This window comes from Alcaligenes endophyticus (genome assembly GCF_026344035.1).
Lineage (GTDB): Bacteria > Pseudomonadota > Gammaproteobacteria > Burkholderiales > Burkholderiaceae_B > Alcaligenes > Alcaligenes endophyticus.
In genome coordinates, this window is record NZ_JAPKND010000008.1 from 22,751 (window position 1) to 45,315 (window position 22,565).

A 22,565-nucleotide genomic window follows, 5' to 3' on the forward strand; every position below is an offset into this window, starting at 1 on the left:
TTATGCCAACCAGCGCTTGCGTCGGCGGTAGAATTTGTTGTCTCGGAAGCTCTTGCGTTCTCCCTGCGATACGCCTAGGTAAAACTCTTTCACATCCTCATTGCTGGCCAGCTCTTGCGCCTCCCCATCCATCATGACGCGTCCGTTTTCTAGGATGTAGCCATAGTCGGCATATTTCAACGCAATATTGGTATTTTGTTCTGCCAGCAAAAAGCTCACTTTCTCGCGTTGATTTAAATCGCTGACAATGTCAAAAATTTCTTCTACGACCTGCGGTGCCAAGCCCATAGACGGCTCATCCAACAAAATCATGTTGGGGTTGGCCATCAGGGCTCGACCTATCGCACACATTTGCTGTTCACCACCCGAGGTATAACCCGCCTGACTGGTACGCCGTTGCTTTAGGCGGGGAAAATACTCGTACACACGTTCCATCTCTGCGTTTAAATCGCCACGATTTAACTTGCGCGTATAGGCACCCGTTAATAAGTTTTCTTCAATACTTAAGTGCGCAAAACAATGTCTACCCTCCATGACCTGCACCACTCCGCGCTTAACCAAGTCTTCTGGCGTCAACTGATCAATACGCTCCCCCCGCAGTGCGATACTGCCTTTGGTCACATCCCCTCGTTCGGCACGCAGTAAGTTCGAAACCGCCCGTAAAGTGGTTGTTTTACCCGCACCATTGGCTCCTAATAAAGCCACAATTTTGCCTTCAGGGACGCGCAGCGAAACTCCTTTAAGCACTAAGATGACGTGGTTGTAAATGACTTCAATACCATTCACATCTAATAAAGCAGGTGCCGTCTTTGCTTGCAAAGGTAGCGTGCTTGTACCGATTTCTGCCATTTCACTTATCCTCCTGGGGCGCACGCCCGGTGCGCCCCAACCCAGATTTACTCAGCGCACTCGCGCGGGGTAATACGCTTTTCCGTGGCATAACGATCTGCCATTTCCTTCACCAAGGGATCGACAAAGTGCTTATCAGACTGATACCAGTCAGACACCACCACAAACTTATTGCCGTCCCACTCTGCAATACGGGCCCAGTCATCGCCCATGTGATTACTACACGATGTTTTTACCGGGCGCATAATGCCTTCAAAGCCCAATTCTTTTAGCTTCTCATCGGTGAGGTCAAGGTTCTCAAACCCCCAGCGCACTTGCTCTGGAGTCATGCGCTTCCCTTTGCCAAACTCTTCCTGTGCACGGCGTATGGCTTCAACCTGTAGCATTGAAATCATCATGCCGCGGGTATGAGCCAAGGTACCTAAATAACGGCCCCGGTTCTCGGCCCCTTTCCCTTGATCATGCAGCAGTTCTTTGACCTGTTTGTGTACTTCACCATGGTCGGCACTGTTATGAATCGTGATACCTTTGTAGCCCTTGGCTGAGGCTCCCAAATCCGCCACATCACTTTCTGAAGCAGCCCACCAAATACCGTACATTTTGTCTCGCGGGTATCCCACCGCCTGGGCTTCCCTAAGCGCCGTCGGGGTCATGATGCCGGCACTCCACAACAGAATGAAATCAGGGCGTCGCTGGCGAATCTGTAGCCAGGTTGATTTTTGCTCTACCCCTGGAGCGGTCACAGGATATAAGTCTAGGGTAAAGCCCTGCTCTTTAGCGCGTGCCTGCAGCAGTTGGATAGGCTCTTTGCCGTAAGGGGAGTCGTGATAGACCAAAGCAATGCGCTGATCTTTCAGCTTATCCTCACCCACTCGCTTGGCGATATCTTGAATCATGACATCCGCGGCAGTCCAATACGTGCCCAATAACGGAAAGTTCCACTTAAAGACGGAGCCATTAGCGGACTGAGAAAGACCATATCCCATGGTTTCAATGGGCACCCCATCTACAATGGCCTTATCTGTCAATGCAAAGGTAATCCCTGTTGACTGCGTATCAAACCCTGAGGCACCGCCATGACGTCCTTTCATACGCTCATAGCACTCGACACCTCGATCGGTAGCATAAGCTGTCTCACACTCTTCAAAGACCAGTTTGACTCCATTAACGCCACCATCACGCTCGTTAACCAAGTGCAAATAGTCTTGCTTGCCATCCGCCCAAGGTATACCCAATGGGGCAAACGAACCCGTACGATACGCCAGCAACGGTATGTACTGAGTTTCCTCTGCGGCAAACGCAGGGGCAAGCGCTAAGGTCGTGGCGGTAAATGCTAAACCAGCCGCTAAAACTTTTAACTTCGTTCTCATCTCCAGGTCCTCCTTTAAGTCCCTATTGCCTAGCTAGGTCAGTGTTGCACTGCCCAGCCTTACTTGTTGATTTCACTGCATCAATGTGGAAACGGCCACAAACGTAACTTCTCTTTTGCAATACTCCATAAGCGTGCCAAACCATGTGGCTCGACAATCAAGAACAGCACAATTAACGCACCAAACACCATATGTTCGATATGCGATGCGGTATCTACCCCAATGCTTAGCCCAAACAATTCGGGGACATTGGTGAGCAATACAGGCAGCAGTACCATAAAGGCCGCCCCAAAAAAGCTTCCCACGATAGAACCCAAACCGCCAATAATCACAATAAATAACAGTTGCAAGGAGCGGTTTAAGTCAAAGGCCAAAGGCTCCCATGAACCCAGATGGATATATGCCCATAGCGCTCCGGCCACGCCAATAATGAAAGAGCTCACTGCAAATGCGCTTAACTTGGCGTAAACAGGCCGTATACCAATCACCTCAGCAGCCACGTCCATGTCGCGAATGGCCATCCACTGGCGCCCCAAGGCGCCCCTTACCAAGTTTTTCGCCAAGAGTGCAAACACCACAACAAACCCTAAAACGAACATGTACTTTTGCAATGGCGTTTGTACCGGCAGGCCAAAAAAACTTAAGGCGGGAACCGACACGTTGCCAGAGGAGGAGTAATTGGTCAGGTAAGCAATGCGTAAAAAAGCCCAATCGACAAAAAACTGCGCCGCTAACGTGGCTACCGCTAAATACAAGCCTCGGATGCGTAAGCTAGGGATACCAAAGGCCACTCCCACCAAGGTGGCAAAACAGCCTCCGAGCAGAATTTGCAGCAATAAAGGCAACTCAGGAATGCGCACCCCAAAGTTCCATGCAGCATAAGCGCCTACGGCCATAAATGCCCCTGAGCCTAGGGATATCTGCCCACAATAGCCGACCAAAATATTCAGGCCAATAGCGGCTAAAGACAGAATAAGAAACGGTATCAGAATAGCTTGCAGAAAATAGTTCGACGCTAAAGCCGGTACCCCCACAATAGCTACAACAAGCATACCTAGTACGGCATATCTATCCTGACGTATAGGGAAAATTTGCTGATCAGCGCGATAGCTACTTTTAAACTGACCATTTTCACGATAAAACATAATGTGCACCTACCCTCAATAAAGCATGGTCATCATGCGTATGCTTTGCATCACACACGATCAATAATTTTTTCGCCAAACAATCCCTGAGGACGGAAGAGCAAAAAGACCAAAGCCAAGATATAGGCAAACCAGATTTCGATTCCGCCCCCTACGTAAGGGCCCAAATACACTTCTGATAGCTTCTCGCCCACCCCAATGATGAGCCCCCCTACAATGGCACCCGGCACTGATGTCAGACCACCTAGGATGACCACTGGCAAAGCTCGCAGGGCGGCCGTTGAAAGCGTGAACTGCACACCAAACTTTGAACCCCATATAATGCCGGCTACTAACGCCACCAAACCGGCTACCGTCCAAACTACTACCCAAATGCGATTGAGCGGGATACCAATGGACTGAGCCGCTTGATGGTCGTCCGCAACGGCACGCAAGGCACGACCCGTAGAGGTGTATTGGAAAAACATGGCTAGCAACGCCACCAATAAAGCAGCGACTACAGCCGAGCTTAAGTCTTCTAAATTAATGAGGATGCCACCCTCAAACATCTCACCAAGAATGAACACCGGATCTTTCGGCATGCCTACATTAATCGAGTACACCGAACTACCAAAGAGTATTTGCCCCATCCCATCGAGAAAGTAGCTAATACCTATGGTGGCCATTAATAAAGAGGTTGCCTCTTGGTTGACCAAATAGCGCAGCACCAAGCGCTCAATGAGCACCGCGATCAGCCACATCAGTATCGCGGCCAAGATAAAAGCCAGCACATTGCCCCACAGACCGGGCTCCATACCTAACCATTTTGGTATCCACTCGGAGAAGCGTGCCATCGCTAACGCCGCCACCAATACCATGGCACCTTGGGCAAAGTTAAATACCCCTGAGGCTTTGAAAATCAACACGAAGCCTAACGCTACTAGAGCGTAGAGCATGCCGGTCATCAAGCCGCCAAATAACGTTTCCAATAAAAAAGCCATAATGATTCTGCCTCAGGAGTCTTGACCTGCGCCCAGATAGGCTCGGATCACTTCGGGGTCTTGGCGTACCTCATCGGGTACACCATCTCCAATTTTTTTACCGTAATCAAGGACCACCACTCGGTCGGAAATGTCCATGACTACCCCCATATCGTGCTCAATCAGCACGATGGTGGTGCCGTACTCTTCATTGACATCCAGAATAAAACGGCACATGTCCTGTTTTTCCTCGATGTTCATCCCTGCCATGGGCTCATCCAGCAATAAAATTCGTGGTTCCATCGCCAGCGCGCGCCCTAAATCGACCCGCTTTTGCAAGCCGTAAGGCAAACGTCCCACAGGGGTTTTCCGGTAAGCCTGAATTTCGAGAAAATCAATAATGCCCTCGACAATCTCACGATTGCGGATCTCTTCACGCTCGGCTTTACCCCAGCGCAGCGCTTGCGCAAGAATGCCGCTATGCATATGCAGATTACGGCCCGTCATGATGTTGTCCAGCACGCTCATACCTTTGAACAGCGCTAGGTTCTGGAAAGTACGGGCGATACCTTGAGTGGCCGCCAAACGCGGGCTCATACGAGGGTGCTTAGTACCGCGCAAGCTAATCTCCCCCTCTTGGGGTGCATAGACACCATTAATGACATTTAACATAGAGCTTTTACCAGCTCCGTTAGGGCCAATAATCGATCGGATTTCATGCTCGCGTACATTAAAAGAAATATTACTGAGCGCTTTTACCCCCCCGAACGCTAAAGAGATTTGCTGTAAATCCAGAATGACATCGCCAATACGGCGCTCTTGAGTTGCTATCCCACTCATACCCGCCCACCCATTTTCTCAATTCGCAAATCAGCCGAAATTACGCCCGTACGACCGTCCTCAAACTTCACTTCGGTCTCAACAAACTGACGTTCACGCCCCGCAAACAAGGCTTCCACCAGTACACTGTATTTTTGCGCAATAAACCCGCGCCTGACCTTGCGCGTTCGTGTCAGTTCGTCATCGTCTGGATCAAGCTCTTTGTGTAAGATCAAAAAGCTCGCTATTTGAGAGCCGGATAGTTTCGGATCAGTGGCTAGATCAAGATTTGTTTGGGCCACACAATCTCGAATTAAGGCGTACACCTCGGGCTTAGCCGCTAAGTCGGTATAACCCGCGTAGGGTAAGTTACGTCGCTCCGCCCAGTTACCTACTGCTTCCAAATCAATATTGATGAAAGCGCATACCTGGGGTTGATCGGCTCCAAACGCAACCGCCTCTTTGATGTAGGGGAAGAACTTGAGCTTATTCTCGATGTACTTAGGCGCAAATAAACTGCCGTCAGCCAACTTGCCTACATCCTTAGCACGGTCAATGATTTTTAACTGGCCATCGGTATCCAAATAGCCCGCATCCCCGGTGTGATACCAGCCATCGGCCGTGAACGACTCTTGGGTGGATTCGGGATTGCGGTAATACTCTTTGAATAAGCCTGGGCTACGAATTTGAATTTCGCCGCTTTCCGCTACACGCAGCTCCACCCCTTTAACCGGCGGTCCCACGGTATCCGCCCGTACATGACCATCTTCTTGCACACAGACAAATACCGAGGTTTCCGTGGAACCATATAGTTGCTTGAGGTTGATGCCTATAGAGCGATAAAAATCGAACAAATCAGGACCAATAGCCTCACCGGCGGTATACGCCACCCGCACTCTGCTCATGCCTAAGGCATTGCGCAGAGGTGCGTAGATCAGTACGTTACCCAGGGAATACAATGCCCTCTGCCACGCACTCACACCGGCTTCCCGATTCAAAATTTTGACCCCAACCTTATGGGCCAGCTCCATACAGTGCTTATACAGCCAGCGCTTGAAAGCACTCGCATCCTCCATGCGAATGGTGACTTGAGTCAGTAGCCCTTCTAACACCCGTGGTGGCGCAAAATAATAGCTAGGGCCGATGTCATGCATGTCGATAGACACCGTTTCAGGAGACTCAGGGTGATTAACCGTAAAGCCCGTTACTAAAAACTGTGTATACGAAAACATGTTTTGCCCTATCCAAGCGGGCGGCAAATAGGCAAGCACTTCTTCTGCATCCGTCAAGTTTTCTAACTCTTGGATGGCCAGTGCCCGATCTATCAAAGCGTGGTGGGTCAGTACTACCCCTTTCGGCTTGCCTGTGGTGCCCGAGGTATAAAACATAGCCGCGGCATCATCAGCACGAACCGCTGCCGTGCGAGCCTTTAGCTCCGCGCCATGCTGCGCTTGGTATTGCGTTCCGCGCTCCAATAGACGCTCGTAAGGCAGCACGTGGGCCTGCGTATAGTTGCGTAGCCCGCGGGGGTCATCATAAATAATGTAGCGCAAGGCCTCGCTTTCATGCTCGACCTCAAGCAGCTTGTCTACCTGCTCTTGGTCTTCCACTACCGCTATGCAGATTTGCGCATCATTTAAGACATGCAGCATTTCTTGTGCGACGGCATCTTGGTACAACGGCACAGGAATTGCGCCGAGCATCTGACTGGCCATCATCGCCAAATACAATCGCGGACGATTCTCTCCCACAATGGCAACGTGCTGCCCCACCTCGAGCCCCAAGCTTGCCAAACCTGCCGCTAACAAGCTAGCCTCTTGGGCGAGTTGTTCCCAGGTCATCGTTTGCCAGATACCTAGATCCTTCTCACGCATTGCAGGACGTGCCCCGCGATGCTGAGCATGATATTGTATCCATTCCGGAAAAGTTTCCGGTAAGCCCTGCCGCTTTCTTACTTCGTCCTGAATCACAGCTCCACCTCCGGACTCATGCTGATCTCTAGCCGAGATACTTCTAATCGTTAATAATTCAAAAAGGTATGTTTTTTATTTTTTAAGCATTGCACTGTTAATTTAAGTTATCGGCTGCCATACTGACTAACTGTCACCAACATGACATTCATCCTTTATTTAGGGTAAATCCTCATGCAACTGATTGACGCTCTACACTCACGAGCTGCGTGGTTTAAATTGCTGACTGCTGAGCAGCAAGAACGGGTCTTGCGCGACACCATACTTAGCACTTATGCCGCCTCTGCCATCATTGAAAGCAAGGGCTACCGGGCCAGTGCCTGGATAGGCGTTATGTCTGGTTTAGTCAAGGTTTCGGTGGGTAATCCAGACGGCAAAATTGCCACCTTAACAGGCGTGCCGGTGGGCGGCTGGATTGGCGAGGGCTCCCTGCTTAAATGCGAAGAGCGCAAGTACGATGTCGTCTCCCTACGCACCTCTATCATTGCGCGTCTTCCTGCCGCTACCTTTAACTGGCTACTAGACCATAGTATTGCTTTCAACCGCTATTTGTTACATCAATTAAATGAACGAGTAGCGCAATTTATTGGTAAGGCAGAGTACGATCGTTTAGCCAGCCCTGATGCTCGTGTAGCGCTTTGTTTGGCCGAGCTTTTCAACCCTTTGCTCTATCCGGGCAAAGGCCTGCGACTAGACATTACGCAAGAAGAAATTGGCTACCTAGCCCGCGTTTCCCGACAACGAGCCAACCAGGCCTTGCGCCAGTTGGAGTCCGAACAACTGTTAAAAGTGGAATACGGTGCCGTCGAAGTGCTTGATTTGGCACGGTTAAAAAATTATGCGCACTGCAATAAAGTCTAAGGCTAGAGGCGCTCGCCGAATATGGCAGAGCCTACCCGCACCTCGGTAGCGCCTTCTGCAATGGCAAGCTCCAGATCGCCACTCATGCCCATCGACAAACGCGTGATATTGGTATGCCCGCGCGCCTGCAAACGATCTCTCAGATCGCGTAGCTGTGCAAAGCAAGCGCGCACTCGTTGCTCATCAGCATGATGCTCTGCAATGGTCATTAAGCCTTGCACGCGTAACTGCGAAAAGTCCGACAACTGATCAGCAAACTCCATAAGCTGATCAACCGCCACGCCGTGCTTCGTTGGCTCGCGAGAAGTTTTTACTTGAATCAACACATCAAGCTGCCGCTCTTCCAGCAATAAACGCTGCTGTAAAGCCTGCGCCAACGCTAGACGATCCAAGGACTGCACTTCACTGGCATAGTGGGCAGCCTCACGAACTTTGTTGGTCTGCAAATGCCCTATCATGACCCAATCGAGCCTATGTATTGCTAACGCTTGCGATTTGTCGCGTAAATCCTGCATTCGATTCTCGGCAAAGCGATGCAAACCTAACTCCATGGCCTGCTGCACGCAAGGAACGGGAAAGGTCTTACTGACTGGCAATAACGTCACGGAATCCGGTGACCGCCCGGCCTGCTCGCAGGCACGCGCAATACGCTGCTGCACCGCTTTTAAGCGCTCAGCCATCAGATCATTCCTAGTCATCCTCAAACTCCTTCTTGAACAAAGACCACACCTAGTGCAAGCCGTACTCGACTAGTCCCAACTCATAGCATACCCGTTCATCTTAAGATAAGAAAATGACATGGAGATAGACGGGAGGCGGGTATGCACGTCATAATTGGCAATTCGACGCCCCACCGCACGAGCTCCATGAGCTCGTATTTTTATAGAGTCGCCAGCCTGGACTTGGCCCCGCTTTAAAATCCAGAGGAATGCATGACAGAAAACCCAACACACTCCCTGCCCTCCTATCTCAATCCCGATGACCTAGGCCCTTGGGGCATTTACTTGGAGCAGGTGGAACGGGTCACCCCTTATCTGGGTAAGCTATCCAAATGGGTAGAAACGCTTAAGCGCCCCAAGCGTACACTTATCGTCGATGTGCCCATTCAACTGGACAACGGCACCATCGCGCACTTCGAGGGCTATCGAGTTCAACATAACACCTCTCGTGGACCAGGCAAGGGGGGGGTACGCTACCACCAAGATGTGACACTGTCGGAAGTTATGGCTTTGTCAGCATGGATGTCGGTGAAATCGGCGGCCGTCAACCTGCCTTTTGGCGGTGCTAAAGGCGGTATACGTATCGATCCGCGTCTTTACTCGCAACCCGAACTAGAACGTTTAACGCGTCGCTACACCAGCGAAATTGGTAGTATCATCGGCCCCAACAAAGACATACCGGCGCCGGATGTGAATACGAATGCCCAAACCATGGCCTGGATGATGGACACCTACTCCATGAATGTAGGAGCCACCACCACAGGCGTAGTCACCGGTAAACCTATTTCCTTGGGCGGCAGCTTAGGTCGAGTTGAAGCCACTGGACGCGGTGTCTACACTATCGCTTGCGAAGCAGCGCGAGACGCAGGCATCGCCCTCGAGGGCGCTCGCATCTGTATCCAGGGTTTTGGCAACGTGGGTAGCACAGCAGCTCGCTTATTCAGCGACGCAGGCGCTAAAGTGTTAGCGATACAAGACCACACTGGAACCATATACAACCCTAACGGTATTGATATCATTGCTTTACTTGACTATGTAGAGCAAGAAAAAGGGGTGGCTGGTGCCCCCGGCACTGAAATTCTACCCAATGAGCAATTTTGGCAGCTTGATACGGATATTCTGGTGCCCGCCGCCCTAGAAAACCAAATTAATCGCCACAATGCCGACCAAGTCCGGGCTCGCATCGTCGTCGAAGGCGCTAACGGCCCAACCTCTCCCGAAGCCGACGATATTTTGAACTCGAAAGGCATCATTGTGGTACCCGACGTGGTCGCCAATGCGGGCGGCGTGACGGTTAGCTACTTCGAATGGGTGCAAGATTTCTCCAGCTTTTTTTGGAGTGAGGACGAAATCAACGAACGTCTAGGCGTCATCATGAAAGCGGCTTATAAGTCTATGGCTGGCGTCGCGGCTGAGCATAAAGTCAGCCTGCGTACCGCCGCCTTTATCGTCGCTTGTGCACGTATCCTTGAGGCCAGACAAGTGCGTGGACTCTATCCTTAACACTAGGGTAAACCTTGTCAGTACTACATAAAATGCGTAGTCCTGACAGGAACACGGTAAAATCGCCCGATTAAGCTATTTTAAATGCCATGAAATGCTGCTTTTTTTCCTGTCATCCACAAGGAACAGCTTGTGACCCAGCCTAGTTCAAGTGCTCTTGTGCAGATACGCAATCTGCACAAGCAATTTGGTGCTAACCAGGTGCTTAGAGGCATATCCCTAGAGGCGCAAAAAGGTGCGGTCATTTCCATCATAGGGGCCTCTGGCTCAGGAAAAAGCACCTTATTGCGCTGTATCAATCACTTGGTCGTACCAGATCAGGGCGAAATACAAATTGGCACAGACATTTTGCGTAGCAAAAAAAACAGCAAAGGTATTTACGTCAGTGACAATACTCGTCTGCTAGAACAAGTACGTGCCCGCTTAGGCATGGTGTTTCAAAGTTTTAACCTCTGGACTCACCGGACAGTCATAGAAAATATCTGTGAGGGCCCGATCTATGTTAAAAAAATTGCCCGAGAACAGGCCCGAGCTTACGCCTTAGCACTGCTCGATAAAGTCGGCTTGGCTGACAAAGCGCACGCCTACCCGTCCGAGCTATCGGGCGGTCAACAACAACGCGTGGCGATCGCGCGAGCCTTAGCCATGGATCCCGAAGTCATTTTGTTTGACGAGCCTACTTCGGCACTAGATCCTGAAATGGTCGGTGAAGTCTTGCGTGTTATTCGCCAGCTGGCCCAAGAAGGGCGCACCATGATACTGGTTACCCATGAGATGAACTTTGCGCGAGAAGTCTCCAATCACGTCATTTTTATGCATAATGGCTTGATTGAAGAACAAGGTCATCCTGATGCGGTCTTCGACAATACGCAATCTGAGCGACTGCGACAGTTCTTGCTGCCGATGCGCTAAGATTCTCGTTACATTCTGTGTGTCTTAGAATAAAACCCCAGCCTATCAAGGCCATGGTCTATATCACTGTCTACTCAAGGAGACGAAACTCATGAGTTTTGTACGTAACACATTATTGGGTGCCATCTTGGCAATTTCAGGTAGTCAGGCTTTGGCTGACAATCTACGCATCGGCACCGAGGGTGGCTACCCACCATGGAGCATGGTTGACGCAGCCGGTAAGGTGACAGGTTTTGACGCCGACGTAGGGGCAGCACTGTGTGCAGAGCTGAAATCCGACTGTCGCTTCGTAGTGCAGTCCTTCGACAGCCTTATTCCCTCGTTAGACGCTCGCCGTTTTGATCTCATTATCTCCGGCATGTCTTACACGCCCGAGCGAGCAAAGCGCATTAACTTCAGTATTCCGTACGCCGTCGAAGATGCCATTTTCATTCTGCCTAAAAACAGCCCGCTGATTCAAGCCCCCGATGACAAAACCATCTTTGCTGGCTTGGACAAAAAAACCATTGGAGTACAAGCCGGTACTACCCACGGGGCGTTCTTGGCCAAAATGGCTCCTGATGTAAAAATCAAAAATTACGACACCTTAGATCAAATGCAAATTGATCTAGAGGCAGGCCGTCTAGACGGTACGTTTGCCGATCTGACTTCGCAGTCGCAGTTTTTGAACAAAATGGGAAATACCGACTTCTCACTGACCGAGTATGTTATCCCCGGCACGGCCGACCCAGAAACACTAGGCTACGGCATTGCTGTCGGCATACATAAAGACAACGCAGAACTTAAATCCAAAGTAGATGCGGCCTTGTGTAAGCTGATTGAAGACGGCACCGTCAAAACAGCCAGCAAAAAATGGTTTGATATTGACATCGCTAATTACGAAATCTGTAAAAAATAAACCTATAAGTCGATACCACTGATGCTGGACACCATTATTAACGTACTGCGCGAAGGCTGGGGCTGGATGTTTTTGCGTGGTGCCTCCATGACACTGCTGATTTCAGTATTGGGAATGTTCCTGGGGGTAGTAATAGGCATCAGTGGCGCCAGCCTAAAAATTTCGGCACCAGCGCCCGTCAAAGCGCTGGTCACTGCTTATACAACCATAGTGCGCAGCATTCCTGAGCTGCTCATTATTTATCTACTATTTTTTGGCACGACTCGCTTGGCCATCGATATATCAGACTGGTTTGATCAACCTGATTTTATGGATCATGGCTTTCCATTAAGCGTCGGTATTTTAGCGATAGGCCTTATTTCAGGCTCTTATAGCGTGGAAGTGTTTCGTGGTGCGCTGCTAGCAATACCCGCTGGACAAATTGAAGCCGCCCGCGCCATAGGCATGACTGGCTGGCAACGTTTACGCCGTATTATCTTGCCGCAAATGTTCTGGTATGCCTTACCTGGTGCTAATAATGTTTGGCAAAACGCTCTCAAAGACACTGCGTTAATTTCTTTAGTAGGGCTAGTGGAAATTATGCGCGCAGCGGTACTAGGCGCCGCCAAAACACGTGAACCTATGGCCATGTACCTAATAGCCGGAGCGTTGTTTTTTCTTATTGGTGTACTAAGCCAAGGCTTATTCGTCGTCGCTGAGCGCTACTATGGCCGCGGCATGCGAGCCAAATCATGATGGATTGGGCACTTTTTGAAACCACCATCACTGGCCTGCTTAAAGGTTTATATACCACTTTGCAGATTGGCCTGCTAGGTAATGTGCTCGCGCTCTCTTTGGCCCTACCCTTAGCCTTAATGCGCGTTTCGGGGCATCGTCTGCTTAAGGGTTTCTCCTTTTGCTACAGTACGGCCTTTCGAGGCACCCCATTACTTGTACAACTGTTTTTACTGTATTACGGAGTGGGCACGTTACCCTTTGTGCGCGACTCTGCTTTTTTATGGTGGTTACTAAGCGATGGGGTTAACTGTGCCATACTCGCCATAGGACTAAACAGCGGTGCTTACATGAGCGAAGCATTTCGGGGGGGGTTCCAATCTGTACCCAAAGGGCAATTAGAAGCCGCCCGAGCCATAGGAATGAGCCCTCGGCTTGTTTTTCAACGTGTGCTGTTTCCCCTAGCCTTACGTCAAGCGCTACCCGCCTATAGCAATGAAATTGTCTTGGCGATTAAAGGCACTAGTCTGGCGTCCACGATTGCCGTCATGGAACTTACCGGTCACGCCAAGCGCTTGATGAATCAAAACTATGCGATTATCGAGACCTTTGTACTTGCAGGCCTGTTATACCTACTCATCAACTTCACACTGTTAGGCTTAGTTCACATGCTTGAGCGCCGCCTTAACATTCGCTCGAACTAGCTAGGAGAGCACTACACAATGACGCCCGCCAACCATTTGCCTCGCATCGTCCTGCTGGGTACTGGTGGCACCATTGCTGCCACGGCCCACACTACGACTCAACTGACGGACTATACCGTGACAGAAGGGGTGCATAGCCTACTTGAGGCAGTGCCCGGTTTGAGAAAATTAGCCCATATTCAAAGCCAACAAGTATTCAATATTGATAGCCGCGCTATGAGCAGCGCCATGCTGCTTAAGCTGGCTCAGCATATCAACGAAGTCCTAACGCGCGACGATGTAGACGCTGTCGTGATTACTCACGGCACAGACACTCTAGAAGAAACAGCCTGCTTTCTTCATTGGACCATCAAAAGCTCCAAACCCGTCATTTTGACGGCAGCTATGCGCCCTGCGTCTGCCTATAGCGCAGATGGCTCGATGAACCTTTACCATGCCATGCTGACTGCCTGCCACCCACAATCGGTGGGGCAAGGTGTATTGGTGGTATTGAACGATCAAATCCATAGCGCGCGCTTTCTAACTAAACAACATACTAGCCGCGTGGATGCCTTTGCGTCGCCCGATGCTGGCCCGTTAGGGCAGATTGCGAATGGTCAACTACGCTTTTTAGTGCATAGTGTTCTTCCTCACACCACTCAAAGTGAGTTTGATGTCCGCCTGCAGCACGAACTCCCCCGGGTACTGATCTTGTTTGATCATCCCGATGCCTGCCCAGAAGCCATGCGCAATGCTGCCCAAAACGGGGTAAGCGGTTTCATCATTGCCGCAACAGGAAATGGCAGTATCACGCCGGGCTCACAACAAGGCATAGAGATCGTGTCACGTATGGGAGTACGTTGTGTCAGGGCCAGCCGAATTGGTGTGGGCTCCGTGTCAACCAGCAGTCATGATGAGGCTCTAGGCTTAATTGCGGCTCAATGGCTACCTGCTATCAAAGCCCGCATCCTGCTCCAGCTCGCCTTGACCCACACCAATGAACCCCAAGCGCTACGCCAGATATTCAATCGCTATTAAGTCAGCGGTAAACAGGCTAGGCGACGTTGACTGTCAAACTGCCGTCGTTGCCCTGTGATGGGATCAGTAAACGCGATACGACGGGCCAACAATTGCAAAGGGGCACTGAAGTCATCGGCTGCCACAGGAGCTTGCAGAACAGGATAAAACTTATCATTCACTATGGGGATACCCAAACTGCTTAGGTGTATTCGCAATTGATGCTTGCGTCCTGTTTCCGGCTCTAGCGCATAGTGTCCCCAACACTGCCCTTGCTCATCTTGCCACTGTTGCCTAAGACGGATATGCGTGCAACTATTAGGCAATCCTGCCACCTGTTGCATCACGAATTTATTGGGTACAGGCTCTATCCGACTGGTCTGTGTGAAAGGTAATGCTAGGGTCGAGGTAACCGGTGCAATGGCTTCATAACACTTATAAATAGCACCCTGCTGAAACAGTTGTTGATACACCCCGCGGTACGGTATGGACCGACTAAACAGCAACACGCCCGCTGTTTCTCTATCGAGTCGGTGCAGCGGGGCTATTTGTACATCATCAAAAAACTGTCTTACCCGAGTTAACGCCGTCTCATATAAATACTGGCCGCCCGGCGTCGTTGCCAAAAAATGCGGCTTATCCACCGCAATCAATGCGTGATCTTCGTGGAGTATCGTCAGCTCGAACGGCACAGCCACTTCTGCGGCCACCTCACGAAAATACCATAGCCAACGCTGCGGTTGATACACGCTATGCAGATGCAAGGTTTGCCCGTCCTCGGCCACAATATCCCCACAGCCCAGGCGACGCTCCAGATCTGCCCGAGGTACATGGGGAAAACGTTCAAGCAAGAATTCGATTAACAGTGACCAAGGCCCCGGCGGACACCATACTCGACTCGGGGCTACCCCATTGCGCGACGCCAATGGCGCTACCGGCTTTTTACTTGTCATGGCTTACGATAAAACCCAGCTTGGCAATTAAGAGTGCTCGACGTCAAAGCAGCCCTACTTCCTTGAAATAACGTTCGGCACCTGGATGCAACGGTGCCGCCAATCCATTGCGAACCATGTCTACTTTTTGCAACTGATTGAAAGCCATGTGCAAACGCTTAAAGTCATCAAAATTTTCGAAAACCGCTTTGACCACGTTATACACCGTCTCATCGGGCACATCCGCGGAGGTCATCAAGCTGGCTAACACGCCATATGTATTTATATCTTGCTGATTGCCTAGATACAGCCCCCCAGGAATCGTGATTTTTGCATAATAGGGGTAACGCGCTACAAGCGCATCGATTTCCGCGCCCTCTAGGGGTACTAATTGTGCTCCACAACTGACCATAGAATCCTGAATAAGGGCCGAAGGATGTCCGACGCTATAGCTGAAACCATCGATCTGATTATTACATAAAGCCGCGCCCTGCTCTTCTGCACGTATTTGAGCACGTAAAGAAAAAAACTGCGGCTCTAAGCCTTTGGCTGCCAACAACTTATCCATAGACTCTCGCGTTACCGAGCCTGGATTCCCTACGCTAAAACGTTTGCCTTTAAAGTCCGCAAAAGACTGTATATGCGCCTCTTTACGCGCTACTATCGTCAACGGTTCGGGATATAAAGAAAACACCGAGCGCAACTGAGTAAACGCACCAATATCCTTAAATTGTGCCTGTCCGTGATACGCGTTATAGGCTACGTCGGACTGCACAATGCCAAAGTTAAACTCTTTGGACCGGAGCGCAGCCACATTAAAGACGGAGCCCCCAGTGGGCTCTACCGTACATGCCACTCCGTGACGAGCGCTGTCTTTATTGACCAAGCGGCAAATCGCTCCCCCAGCCGAATAATACACCCCCGAGGCGCTGCCTGTTCCTATGTCTACAGGTGGCGTCTGCGCATCAACACGGCTTGAGTGCACCGCCAAAACGCCCAGCACGCTTAGGGCCACCCATAAAACAGCCTTACTTTGGCCACGCTTTACCGATAAACGTTGCATCACGATTCCTTTTGCATTGACCTTCGCACAAAACCGCTCTTGGCGGCCACTGTGCCCTCTTTTTTGCACCTCATACACCGATGTGTGTCGTTTTCTTATTCTGTATCAACGAATTTCAAAACGATCATAAAAAATACCTGTATACAATATCTCTTGCTCAATTTCGGCCACCTGTGCACCTGCTGGCCCCTGCCCTAACCATGACAACATTCGATCGACTTGATCCGGATTGCCCTGCAACACCACATCCACCGTACCGTCTTGGGCATTGCTTACCCAACCTTGCACCCCATGTAAATGAGCATGACGTTTACAGGCATTCCTAAAGCCTACGCCTTGCACATGGCCATGCACCTTAAGCTTAAGGGTTTCTTTTTCATTTTTCATGACTGACCTATTACTGAGTTTATCCTGCCCAAGCTACGTTAGTTTTAGCCCAAACATAGGTAGTTCAGTTATCCTTTACTTTACGTAATACTATAAAAAACCTACGCTTTCTTTCACACCTAAAATACTTTCATTTCAAGACTATGCATTTCGAAAGAAGGCCTTTAATGTGCTGCTTACTGCGAAAAATAGTTCTGTGTTATTCGCTCCTGTGCTTACCCGCAGTTGCCTTTACACAAGAGATTACTTTTCCCACACCACCAAGCTCCACCAGCCCTGCGCAGACATCATCAGGCCCTAACCAAGAAAACACCTTCTCGCCATTTGTCATACTCATCACCTTATGCGGCATGTTAATGGGTGGTGTCCTCACGACCACTGGCTTACGAATTCGAATGGCACGCCAGCAACGCAAACTGATCGCTACTGAACAACGATTAAATTTTATCCTTGATTCAGTCGATGCCTATGTCTATGTAAAAAACAAAGATTACCAGTACGTCTATGCCAATCGTAAGATGTGCGCTGACCTGGGGTTAAGCTTAGAGCAAGTGCAGGGGAAGTCAGACTATGAACTTTATCACCATCCTGTCACACAGGCTGAGCTGCGCAACAATGATCGCGAGGTGTTACTACATGGCAAGCAACTGACCACTGAAGAAACGCTACGTGATAGTCAGGGGACAATTTCTCACGTTTTTTTAAGCGTCAAGGCTGCTTTTGTAGATCCACAAACCAAAGAACTAATGATTTGCGGCGTTAGCACTGATTTAACCGGCATCAAAGCGATACAGTCAGAAAACCACAAGCTGACTTACTATGATCAACTAACTGACCTGCCGAATCGGCACCATGCAAGTAAAGCGCTTGATGCACTGCTAAGCCAAGCCGTGCACACTCAACCTTACGTGCTGTACATTTTAGACCTAGACCGTTTTCAACATATTAATGATGCCCGTGGCCATGCTCTAGGCGACATGCTGTTGCTAAAAGTGGCCAATCGACTACGTACATTGCTCAGTAAGCATCACTTACTCGCGCGCCTAGGTGGTGATGAGTTTTGTATTCTCTACCCACTGAATGCGCAGCATGAGCTCAGCGTACAGGAGCAAGCTAGCCACTTAGGTGAATCTATACGACAGCACCTAGAGCAGCCCTATCTGATTACCAACTACTCTTATGTGATTAGTGCCAGCATAGGCTGGACTTTACTAAGGCCAGAACTGACTTGCGCCAACGAGGCACTGCGCGAGGCGGACACCGCCCTTAGCCAGGCAAAGCAAGATGGACGCAATCTTGTACGGGCTTACCAAGATACGATGCACCATGCTCTAGAGGAAAAACTCAGCTTAAAACACGACTTACTGCATGCCATTGAACAGCACCAATTACGCTTGTTCGTACAGTCTCAGTTTGACGCAAAAGGTAATATCACAGGCGCGGAAGCGCTACTACGTTGGCAACACCCCGAACGCGGCGATATCGGCCCCTCGAAGTTCATTCCCCTCGCCGAGGACATGGACCTCATCTCGCCCTTGGGAGACTGGTTGTTAAGCAATATTTGCCAACTTCTCAACGATACCCGCCACTACCCTTTCCCACTCTCGATCAACATCAGCCCGGCACAATTTAATCATGCGGACTTTGCCACGCGAGTGCACAACATTCTACTCAAACATACTGATCAAGCGCACCGTCTGATCATGGAGGTGACTGAGGGCACGTTGATGGAAGACATCCCCGCAGCAATTCAGCTCATGACGGATTTGACCAAACTAGGGGTACGATTCTCAATTGATGATTTCGGTGTCGGCTATTCTAATTTATCAGCCTTACAGCGTTTACCGCTTTACGAGCTCAAGCTAGACCGCAGTCTCATACATGGCGCCCCCCACGATAAACACTCATGCGCCATCGTACAAGCCGTGATCGCGATGGCCAAACAATTACAGCTACACGTAGTGGTAGAAGGAATAGAAAAACAAGAACAGTTGGACTTTTTACTACCACTGGGCGACATCTACTTACAGGGCTATTTGCTTACCCAACCCATGAGTATAGAACACTGGTTAGGCGACATACGCCAGCGCATGCCTCTAGCTTGAGTGGTTTGCGGGGTAGCAAAAAACCCGCTAAACGCTTCACAGCGAGCGGTTTAATCCAGTGCCGTGAATGGGTCAGGCATGCTGGGTAGGCCGTGATCCCCCCCAAGTGCAAAACGAGGAATACACGCCTGTGCATACTGCAGCATGGCCTCAATCATCTGTTTGGCATCAGGGCGTACGATGCGGCCCCGTAAAGAGATGACTCCCATCATGTACGGAATATACATATCGATGGGACGTACCACCACATTCGCTAGGCGTAATCCTGTCGCCGTGAAGGGGTCTACAAGGGCCACCCCTAAGCCTTGCTCGACTAAGATCATGGCGTCAGCTGCTGAGCTCACTTCAATGTGACGCACCTCTTCGAGAGTAGAACAAGCGCGCATTAAGGCACTGGCCTGCCGATGCCGTAAACCCTGCTTATTGTGTATGGAAATGAGAACCGTATTGTGTATATCTGCCAAAGTGACCTGGGTCTGGTCGGCCAACGAGTGAGTCGAAGGTAGTGCCAACTGCATAGGAGCCTGCCCAGACCAGTGCACAACACACGGATCGGTATCAAGCGGTAAGCTGGTCACCCCTAGGTCAATCTTACCCTCGTGAATGAGGCCCACAATATGCTCTGTGCTGACCGTCTCGAAAGACAGCTTTTGCTTAAACAACGGGGTTGAGGCCTCGAGTCGCGCCAATGTCTGTGGCACCAAGCCTACGCTTAATGAGCGCGTAGCGCCAATACGTAAAGGACGCAGACCACCGCGTCCGATCTCACGCGCGCGCGACTCAAGTATTTCCAAGTTCACCAATAAAGGGCGAACTTCTTGGTAGAAATCACGTCCTTTTTCGGTCAACGTAACTTGCGGTCGAGTACGCGTAAACAGCTTAAAGCCCAGTTCTTGCTCGAGCTCTTGAACCTGGCGACTGACCACCGGCTGCGAACGGTCCAGTAACTTTCCTGCTGCAGTAACACTGCCTGCGGACATTACAGCCGCAAAGGCTTCAAGCTGTCGAATTTCCATAGCGCCACGTAATAAAAAGTTTCAAACTGGAAAACATTCTAAACTTTAAAGCAATATTGCACTAGCGCTTAACGCCAAAGCAATGCTCTAGGTCAGGAAACGTTCCACTACGTACCTCTTGCGCATAACTTTCTGCTGCCTGCTTAATTACCGCCCCCACATCGGCATACTGCTTAGCAAATTTGGGAATACGGCCAGGTGTTAAACCCAGAATATCTTCAGTTACCAAAACCTGACCATCGCAAGCCGGTGAAGCCCCAATTCCTATGGTAGGAACAGAAATGCTTTCGGTAATACGTTGCCCTACTGCCTCAGCCACTCCCTCTAGCACCACACCAAATGCGCCAGCCTGAGCGTGGGCCACTGCATCTTCCAACACTCGCTGTGCCGCTGCATCGGTCATGCCTTGTGCTTTATAACCACCCATGGTGTTCACATACTGAGGCATCAACCCTACGTGCGCCAAGACAGGAATACCACGCTCTACCAGAAAGCGAGTGGTTTCTGCCATGACTTGGCCACCTTCTATTTTGACGGCCTGTGCCCCACTGACGCTGAGCATATAGGCGGCATTCTCAAAGGCCTGCTGCGGTGACTGCTGATAACTGCCAAAAGGCATATCCACGACTACACAAGCATGCTGGGTTGCCCGTACTACCGCCCCCGCATGCGCAGCCATTTGCTCTACGGTAATGCTCAGGGTATCAGGCATGGCATAGCCCACCATGGCCGTTGAGTCACCCACCAAAATAAAATCCATGGCCTCATCGAGCATGCGGGCGATCGGTGCGATATACGCCGTAAGGGCGCAAATTTTTTGCTTGCCCTTATAGGCCATCAAAGCGGGAACACTAATTCGTGTCTGGGTAACTGGAACGCTCATAACTTTAACTCCTCCTCAGATAACCAGACATGATATGGAAACCTGAATGACATAAATTTCAAAACAATACATAACAGAAAAGACTACACGCCTATCATCGCAAGCGGGCAACGAAAAACTCCCCTGCCCACTCAGCACAACACAAGCGCTTCTTGCCTAGCGGATTCTCATCGTTTTACATTGAGCTGGCACTTTTTGCCACAGTTCAATGTTTTCCTGCACAAATATTACAGCAGGACGACACGCCTAGCCGCCTTAGATAAGAACGCTGCCAAGGCGGGGCACAGTGCAAAAGCAATAAACAACGCCATACTCGATTGCTGCGCCCCAATAAGCCCTCCGGGGCGACTAAACCCCGCAGCGTTGGCAATCAAGCCCGCTACGCTGGCTCCTAACGCCATGGCATAAAGCTGTAAGGTGGTAATCGCTGCAGAGGCAATGTTCTCTTGACCTTTGGGCGCGGCCTTGAAAACTCGTGTCAACAAATGAGGCCAGCATATCCCTATGCCCAAGCCAACCCCTAGTAAGGCTGGATACATCAGCCAGCTTAGCTGCCACTCTAGGCTTAATGCCTGCCAAGGTATCAGTACAGCCAAAGCAAGCAAGGATATGCAAGACAGTACAGGCCCTATGACCAAGAAATACGCCCCTACTCGATGTGGCCTACTGGAACTGGCGATCGTTCCTAAGGTCCAGCCAGCAGACATCAACACGGTCAAATATCCCGCTTTTAAAGGCGACATCAGATGTATCACCTGCAAGAAATAAGGGATGAAAATTTCAGCGGTAACACTGATGCTCATGAGCCCTATGCACGCATACAGACTGCCCAAGGGCTGCCGTAGGGAGTAGGTTCCCACAGGAAACAAGCGCGTACTAGCGCGCCCGTCAAAGCGAATCAAGTAGGCCAATACAGCCATACCCAAGAAGGCGCCAATAAAGTTGATGCCCCACGACTCAAATAAGCTAGCGCCAGACACCAGCAATACCGAACTGGTTAATAAAAAAATTTGTGGCAATGTAGAACCGGAGGATTGACTCAATGACTGACGATAAGCATTTAACTGCGTCCACACCAGTACTACCAGCCCCGCTATCAAGGGTAAAATTGCCAAAAAAGCCCAGCGCCAGTGACCACTTTGTGCAAATACACCCCCAATCGCCGGCCCTGCAAGCGTCGCCACCCCCCACATGCTCGATACTAACGCCATCGCCTTAGGCCACAGCCTTTCCGCAAATACGATACGTATCGAAGAGTAGCTCAAACCCAGTAATAAACCACCGCCAAAACCCTGTACGGCACGTGCCAACAGCAGCCACCACATATGCGGTGAGCTCGCACACAACACCGTACCTAAAGTAAAGATGGCTAAGGTCAGTAAAAAACCTAACCGTAAGCCCCAGCGCTCTAGAATCCTTGAGGTGAGTGCGGAACCCACAATAGAGGCCACGACAAACAGCGTGGTATTCCAGGCGTAATACTGCTGCCCGCCTATATCTTGGATTACCGAAGGCATGATGGTGGTGGCGATATACACGTTGACCGCGTGCACCGCTACCCCACCGGCCAAGGCTAACGAGCGTAAGCCATTGCGCCCAGACAATAACTCCGCCCACGACGCTTCTAGTTTGCCGCTCATTGCCTCTTCCTTAATAGTTAACAACACAACTTGCTGAACGCGTTTCACGCGTAAAAAACGGGCCCTCATATATTCCACCTATGCAGAATATATCGGCCCGCCCTGCTCTGGCAGTTAAAC

The 22,565-nt window shown here is 50.4% G+C and carries 21 protein-coding genes; 8 read left to right on the forward strand and 13 right to left on the reverse strand.

The features are described 5' to 3' along the window. The 6 genes from OSH01_RS13275 to OSH01_RS13300 all read right to left on the reverse strand — a co-directional run bounded on the left by OSH01_RS13275 (position 1) and on the right by OSH01_RS13300 (position 7,112). Positions 1-849 carry an ABC transporter ATP-binding protein gene (locus OSH01_RS13275; protein ID WP_266124604.1) on the reverse strand — a complete coding sequence of 283 codons (849 nt, stop codon included), beginning with the start codon at positions 847-849 and terminating at the stop codon, positions 1-3. Between the two features lie 47 nt (positions 850-896). Then, entirely contained in the window at positions 897-2,225 is a 1,329-nt protein-coding gene (locus OSH01_RS13280; protein ID WP_266124724.1) for an ABC transporter substrate-binding protein, read from the reverse strand. A 74-nt stretch (positions 2,226-2,299) separates the two neighbouring features. Then, positions 2,300-3,364, reverse strand: a complete 1,065-nt coding sequence (locus OSH01_RS13285; RefSeq protein WP_266124605.1) for a branched-chain amino acid ABC transporter permease — start codon at positions 3,362-3,364, stop codon at positions 2,300-2,302. A 50-nt stretch (positions 3,365-3,414) separates the two neighbouring features. Next, entirely contained in the window at positions 3,415-4,344 is a 930-nt protein-coding gene (locus OSH01_RS13290) for a branched-chain amino acid ABC transporter permease (RefSeq protein WP_266124606.1), read from the reverse strand. Between the two features lie 12 nt (positions 4,345-4,356). Beyond that, on the reverse strand, positions 4,357-5,163 hold the full coding sequence (locus OSH01_RS13295; protein WP_266124607.1) for an ABC transporter ATP-binding protein: 807 nt from the start codon (positions 5,161-5,163) through the stop codon (positions 4,357-4,359). Continuing rightward, a complete protein-coding gene (locus tag OSH01_RS13300; protein ID WP_266124608.1) occupies positions 5,160-7,112 on the reverse strand; it encodes an AMP-dependent synthetase/ligase in 1,953 nt (650 codons plus the stop codon). Before OSH01_RS13300 ends, OSH01_RS13295 begins: the two co-directional genes overlap by 4 nt. A 174-nt stretch (positions 7,113-7,286) precedes the next feature. Between OSH01_RS13300 and OSH01_RS13305 the strand changes: the two genes are divergently transcribed. Beyond that, on the forward strand, positions 7,287-7,973 hold the full coding sequence (locus OSH01_RS13305) for a Crp/Fnr family transcriptional regulator (RefSeq protein ID WP_266124609.1): 687 nt from the start codon (positions 7,287-7,289) through the stop codon (positions 7,971-7,973). 2 nt (positions 7,974-7,975) lie between these two features. Here OSH01_RS13305 and OSH01_RS13310 read toward each other — a convergent pair whose 3' ends face one another. Then, positions 7,976-8,671: a YggS family pyridoxal phosphate-dependent enzyme gene (locus tag OSH01_RS13310; protein WP_266124610.1), complete on the reverse strand. Its 696-nt coding sequence runs from the start codon at positions 8,669-8,671 to the stop codon at positions 7,976-7,978. Positions 8,672-8,905: 234 nt separating this feature from the next. Here OSH01_RS13310 and OSH01_RS13315 point away from each other — a divergent pair, with 234 nt between their 5' ends. The 6 genes from OSH01_RS13315 (at position 8,906) to OSH01_RS13340 (ending at position 14,440) form a co-directional block, all read left to right on the forward strand. Then, positions 8,906-10,195, forward strand: coding sequence for a Glu/Leu/Phe/Val family dehydrogenase (locus tag OSH01_RS13315; protein WP_266124611.1), 1,290 nt, complete (start codon positions 8,906-8,908; stop codon positions 10,193-10,195). 132 nt (positions 10,196-10,327) lie between these two features. Continuing rightward, positions 10,328-11,107 (forward strand): ABC transporter ATP-binding protein, encoded by a 780-nt coding sequence (locus tag OSH01_RS13320; RefSeq protein WP_290459053.1) that lies wholly within the window; start codon positions 10,328-10,330, stop codon positions 11,105-11,107. Positions 11,108-11,198: 91 nt separating this feature from the next. Next, positions 11,199-12,005: a transporter substrate-binding domain-containing protein gene (locus OSH01_RS13325; protein ID WP_266124612.1), complete on the forward strand. Its 807-nt coding sequence runs from the start codon at positions 11,199-11,201 to the stop codon at positions 12,003-12,005. Positions 12,006-12,026: 21 nt separating this feature from the next. Then, on the forward strand, positions 12,027-12,740 hold the full coding sequence (locus tag OSH01_RS13330) for an ABC transporter permease (protein WP_266124613.1): 714 nt from the start codon (positions 12,027-12,029) through the stop codon (positions 12,738-12,740). Continuing rightward, the gene (locus tag OSH01_RS13335; RefSeq protein ID WP_266124614.1) at positions 12,737-13,423 is read left to right on the forward strand and encodes an ABC transporter permease; all 687 of its coding nucleotides are present in this window, start codon (positions 12,737-12,739) and stop codon (positions 13,421-13,423) included. Before OSH01_RS13330 ends, OSH01_RS13335 begins: the two co-directional genes overlap by 4 nt. Before the next feature lie 18 nt (positions 13,424-13,441). Then, positions 13,442-14,440, forward strand: a complete 999-nt coding sequence (locus tag OSH01_RS13340; protein ID WP_266124615.1) for an asparaginase — start codon at positions 13,442-13,444, stop codon at positions 14,438-14,440. On the opposite strand, the gene OSH01_RS13345 is transcribed toward OSH01_RS13340, so the two are convergent. From OSH01_RS13345 to OSH01_RS13355, 3 genes are all read right to left on the reverse strand, one after another. Continuing rightward, positions 14,437-15,372, reverse strand: coding sequence for a pseudouridine synthase (locus OSH01_RS13345; RefSeq protein ID WP_266124616.1), 936 nt, complete (start codon positions 15,370-15,372; stop codon positions 14,437-14,439). The genes OSH01_RS13340 and OSH01_RS13345 overlap by 4 nt on opposite strands. Positions 15,373-15,415: 43 nt before the next feature. Continuing rightward, on the reverse strand, positions 15,416-16,414 hold the full coding sequence (locus OSH01_RS13350; RefSeq protein WP_266124617.1) for a TAXI family TRAP transporter solute-binding subunit: 999 nt from the start codon (positions 16,412-16,414) through the stop codon (positions 15,416-15,418). Between the two features lie 105 nt (positions 16,415-16,519). Beyond that, positions 16,520-16,801: an acylphosphatase gene (locus OSH01_RS13355; RefSeq protein WP_266124618.1), complete on the reverse strand. Its 282-nt coding sequence runs from the start codon at positions 16,799-16,801 to the stop codon at positions 16,520-16,522. 167 nt (positions 16,802-16,968) lie between these two features. On the opposite strand from OSH01_RS13355, the gene OSH01_RS13360 reads away from it, so the two are divergent. Beyond that, a complete protein-coding gene (locus OSH01_RS13360) occupies positions 16,969-18,906 on the forward strand; it encodes a putative bifunctional diguanylate cyclase/phosphodiesterase (protein ID WP_266124619.1) in 1,938 nt (645 codons plus the stop codon). Between the two features lie 50 nt (positions 18,907-18,956). Here OSH01_RS13360 and OSH01_RS13365 read toward each other — a convergent pair whose 3' ends face one another. The 3 genes from OSH01_RS13365 to OSH01_RS13375 form a co-directional block, all read right to left on the reverse strand. Then, a complete protein-coding gene (locus tag OSH01_RS13365) occupies positions 18,957-19,922 on the reverse strand; it encodes a LysR family transcriptional regulator (protein WP_266124620.1) in 966 nt (321 codons plus the stop codon). Between the two features lie 61 nt (positions 19,923-19,983). Beyond that, positions 19,984-20,805, reverse strand: a complete 822-nt coding sequence (panB, locus tag OSH01_RS13370) for a 3-methyl-2-oxobutanoate hydroxymethyltransferase (protein WP_266124621.1) — start codon at positions 20,803-20,805, stop codon at positions 19,984-19,986. Between the two features lie 227 nt (positions 20,806-21,032). Continuing rightward, on the reverse strand, positions 21,033-22,445 hold the full coding sequence (locus OSH01_RS13375) for an MFS transporter (protein ID WP_266124726.1): 1,413 nt from the start codon (positions 22,443-22,445) through the stop codon (positions 21,033-21,035). Between the last annotated feature and the right edge of the window lie 120 nt (positions 22,446-22,565).

Bases quoted from the DNA above. Each gene is read 5' to 3' on its own strand.
- OSH01_RS13275 (WP_266124604.1), bottom strand. From the start codon at position 849: ATGGCAGAAATCGGTACAAGCACGCTACCTTTGCAAGCAAAGACGGCA.
- OSH01_RS13285 (WP_266124605.1), bottom strand. From the start codon at position 3,364: ATGTTTTATCGTGAAAATGGTCAGTTTAAAAGTAGCTATCGCGCTGAT.
- OSH01_RS13290 (WP_266124606.1), bottom strand. From the start codon at position 4,344: ATGGCTTTTTTATTGGAAACGTTATTTGGCGGCTTGATGACCGGCATG.
- OSH01_RS13295 (WP_266124607.1), bottom strand. From the start codon at position 5,163: ATGAGTGGGATAGCAACTCAAGAGCGCCGTATTGGCGATGTCATTCTG.
- OSH01_RS13305 (WP_266124609.1), top strand. From the start codon at position 7,287: ATGCAACTGATTGACGCTCTACACTCACGAGCTGCGTGGTTTAAATTG.
- OSH01_RS13310 (WP_266124610.1), bottom strand. From the start codon at position 8,671: ATGACTAGGAATGATCTGATGGCTGAGCGCTTAAAAGCGGTGCAGCAG.
- OSH01_RS13315 (WP_266124611.1), top strand. From the start codon at position 8,906: ATGACAGAAAACCCAACACACTCCCTGCCCTCCTATCTCAATCCCGAT.
- OSH01_RS13325 (WP_266124612.1), top strand. From the start codon at position 11,199: ATGAGTTTTGTACGTAACACATTATTGGGTGCCATCTTGGCAATTTCA.
- OSH01_RS13330 (WP_266124613.1), top strand. From the start codon at position 12,027: ATGCTGGACACCATTATTAACGTACTGCGCGAAGGCTGGGGCTGGATG.
- OSH01_RS13335 (WP_266124614.1), top strand. From the start codon at position 12,737: ATGATGGATTGGGCACTTTTTGAAACCACCATCACTGGCCTGCTTAAA.
- OSH01_RS13340 (WP_266124615.1), top strand. From the start codon at position 13,442: ATGACGCCCGCCAACCATTTGCCTCGCATCGTCCTGCTGGGTACTGGT.
- OSH01_RS13345 (WP_266124616.1), bottom strand. From the start codon at position 15,372: ATGACAAGTAAAAAGCCGGTAGCGCCATTGGCGTCGCGCAATGGGGTA.
- OSH01_RS13350 (WP_266124617.1), bottom strand. From the start codon at position 16,414: ATGCAACGTTTATCGGTAAAGCGTGGCCAAAGTAAGGCTGTTTTATGG.
- OSH01_RS13355 (WP_266124618.1), bottom strand. From the start codon at position 16,801: ATGAAAAATGAAAAAGAAACCCTTAAGCTTAAGGTGCATGGCCATGTG.
- OSH01_RS13360 (WP_266124619.1), top strand. From the start codon at position 16,969: ATGTGCTGCTTACTGCGAAAAATAGTTCTGTGTTATTCGCTCCTGTGC.
- OSH01_RS13365 (WP_266124620.1), bottom strand. From the start codon at position 19,922: ATGGAAATTCGACAGCTTGAAGCCTTTGCGGCTGTAATGTCCGCAGGC.
- panB (WP_266124621.1), bottom strand. From the start codon at position 20,805: ATGAGCGTTCCAGTTACCCAGACACGAATTAGTGTTCCCGCTTTGATG.
- OSH01_RS13375 (WP_266124726.1), bottom strand. From the start codon at position 22,445: ATGAGCGGCAAACTAGAAGCGTCGTGGGCGGAGTTATTGTCTGGGCGC.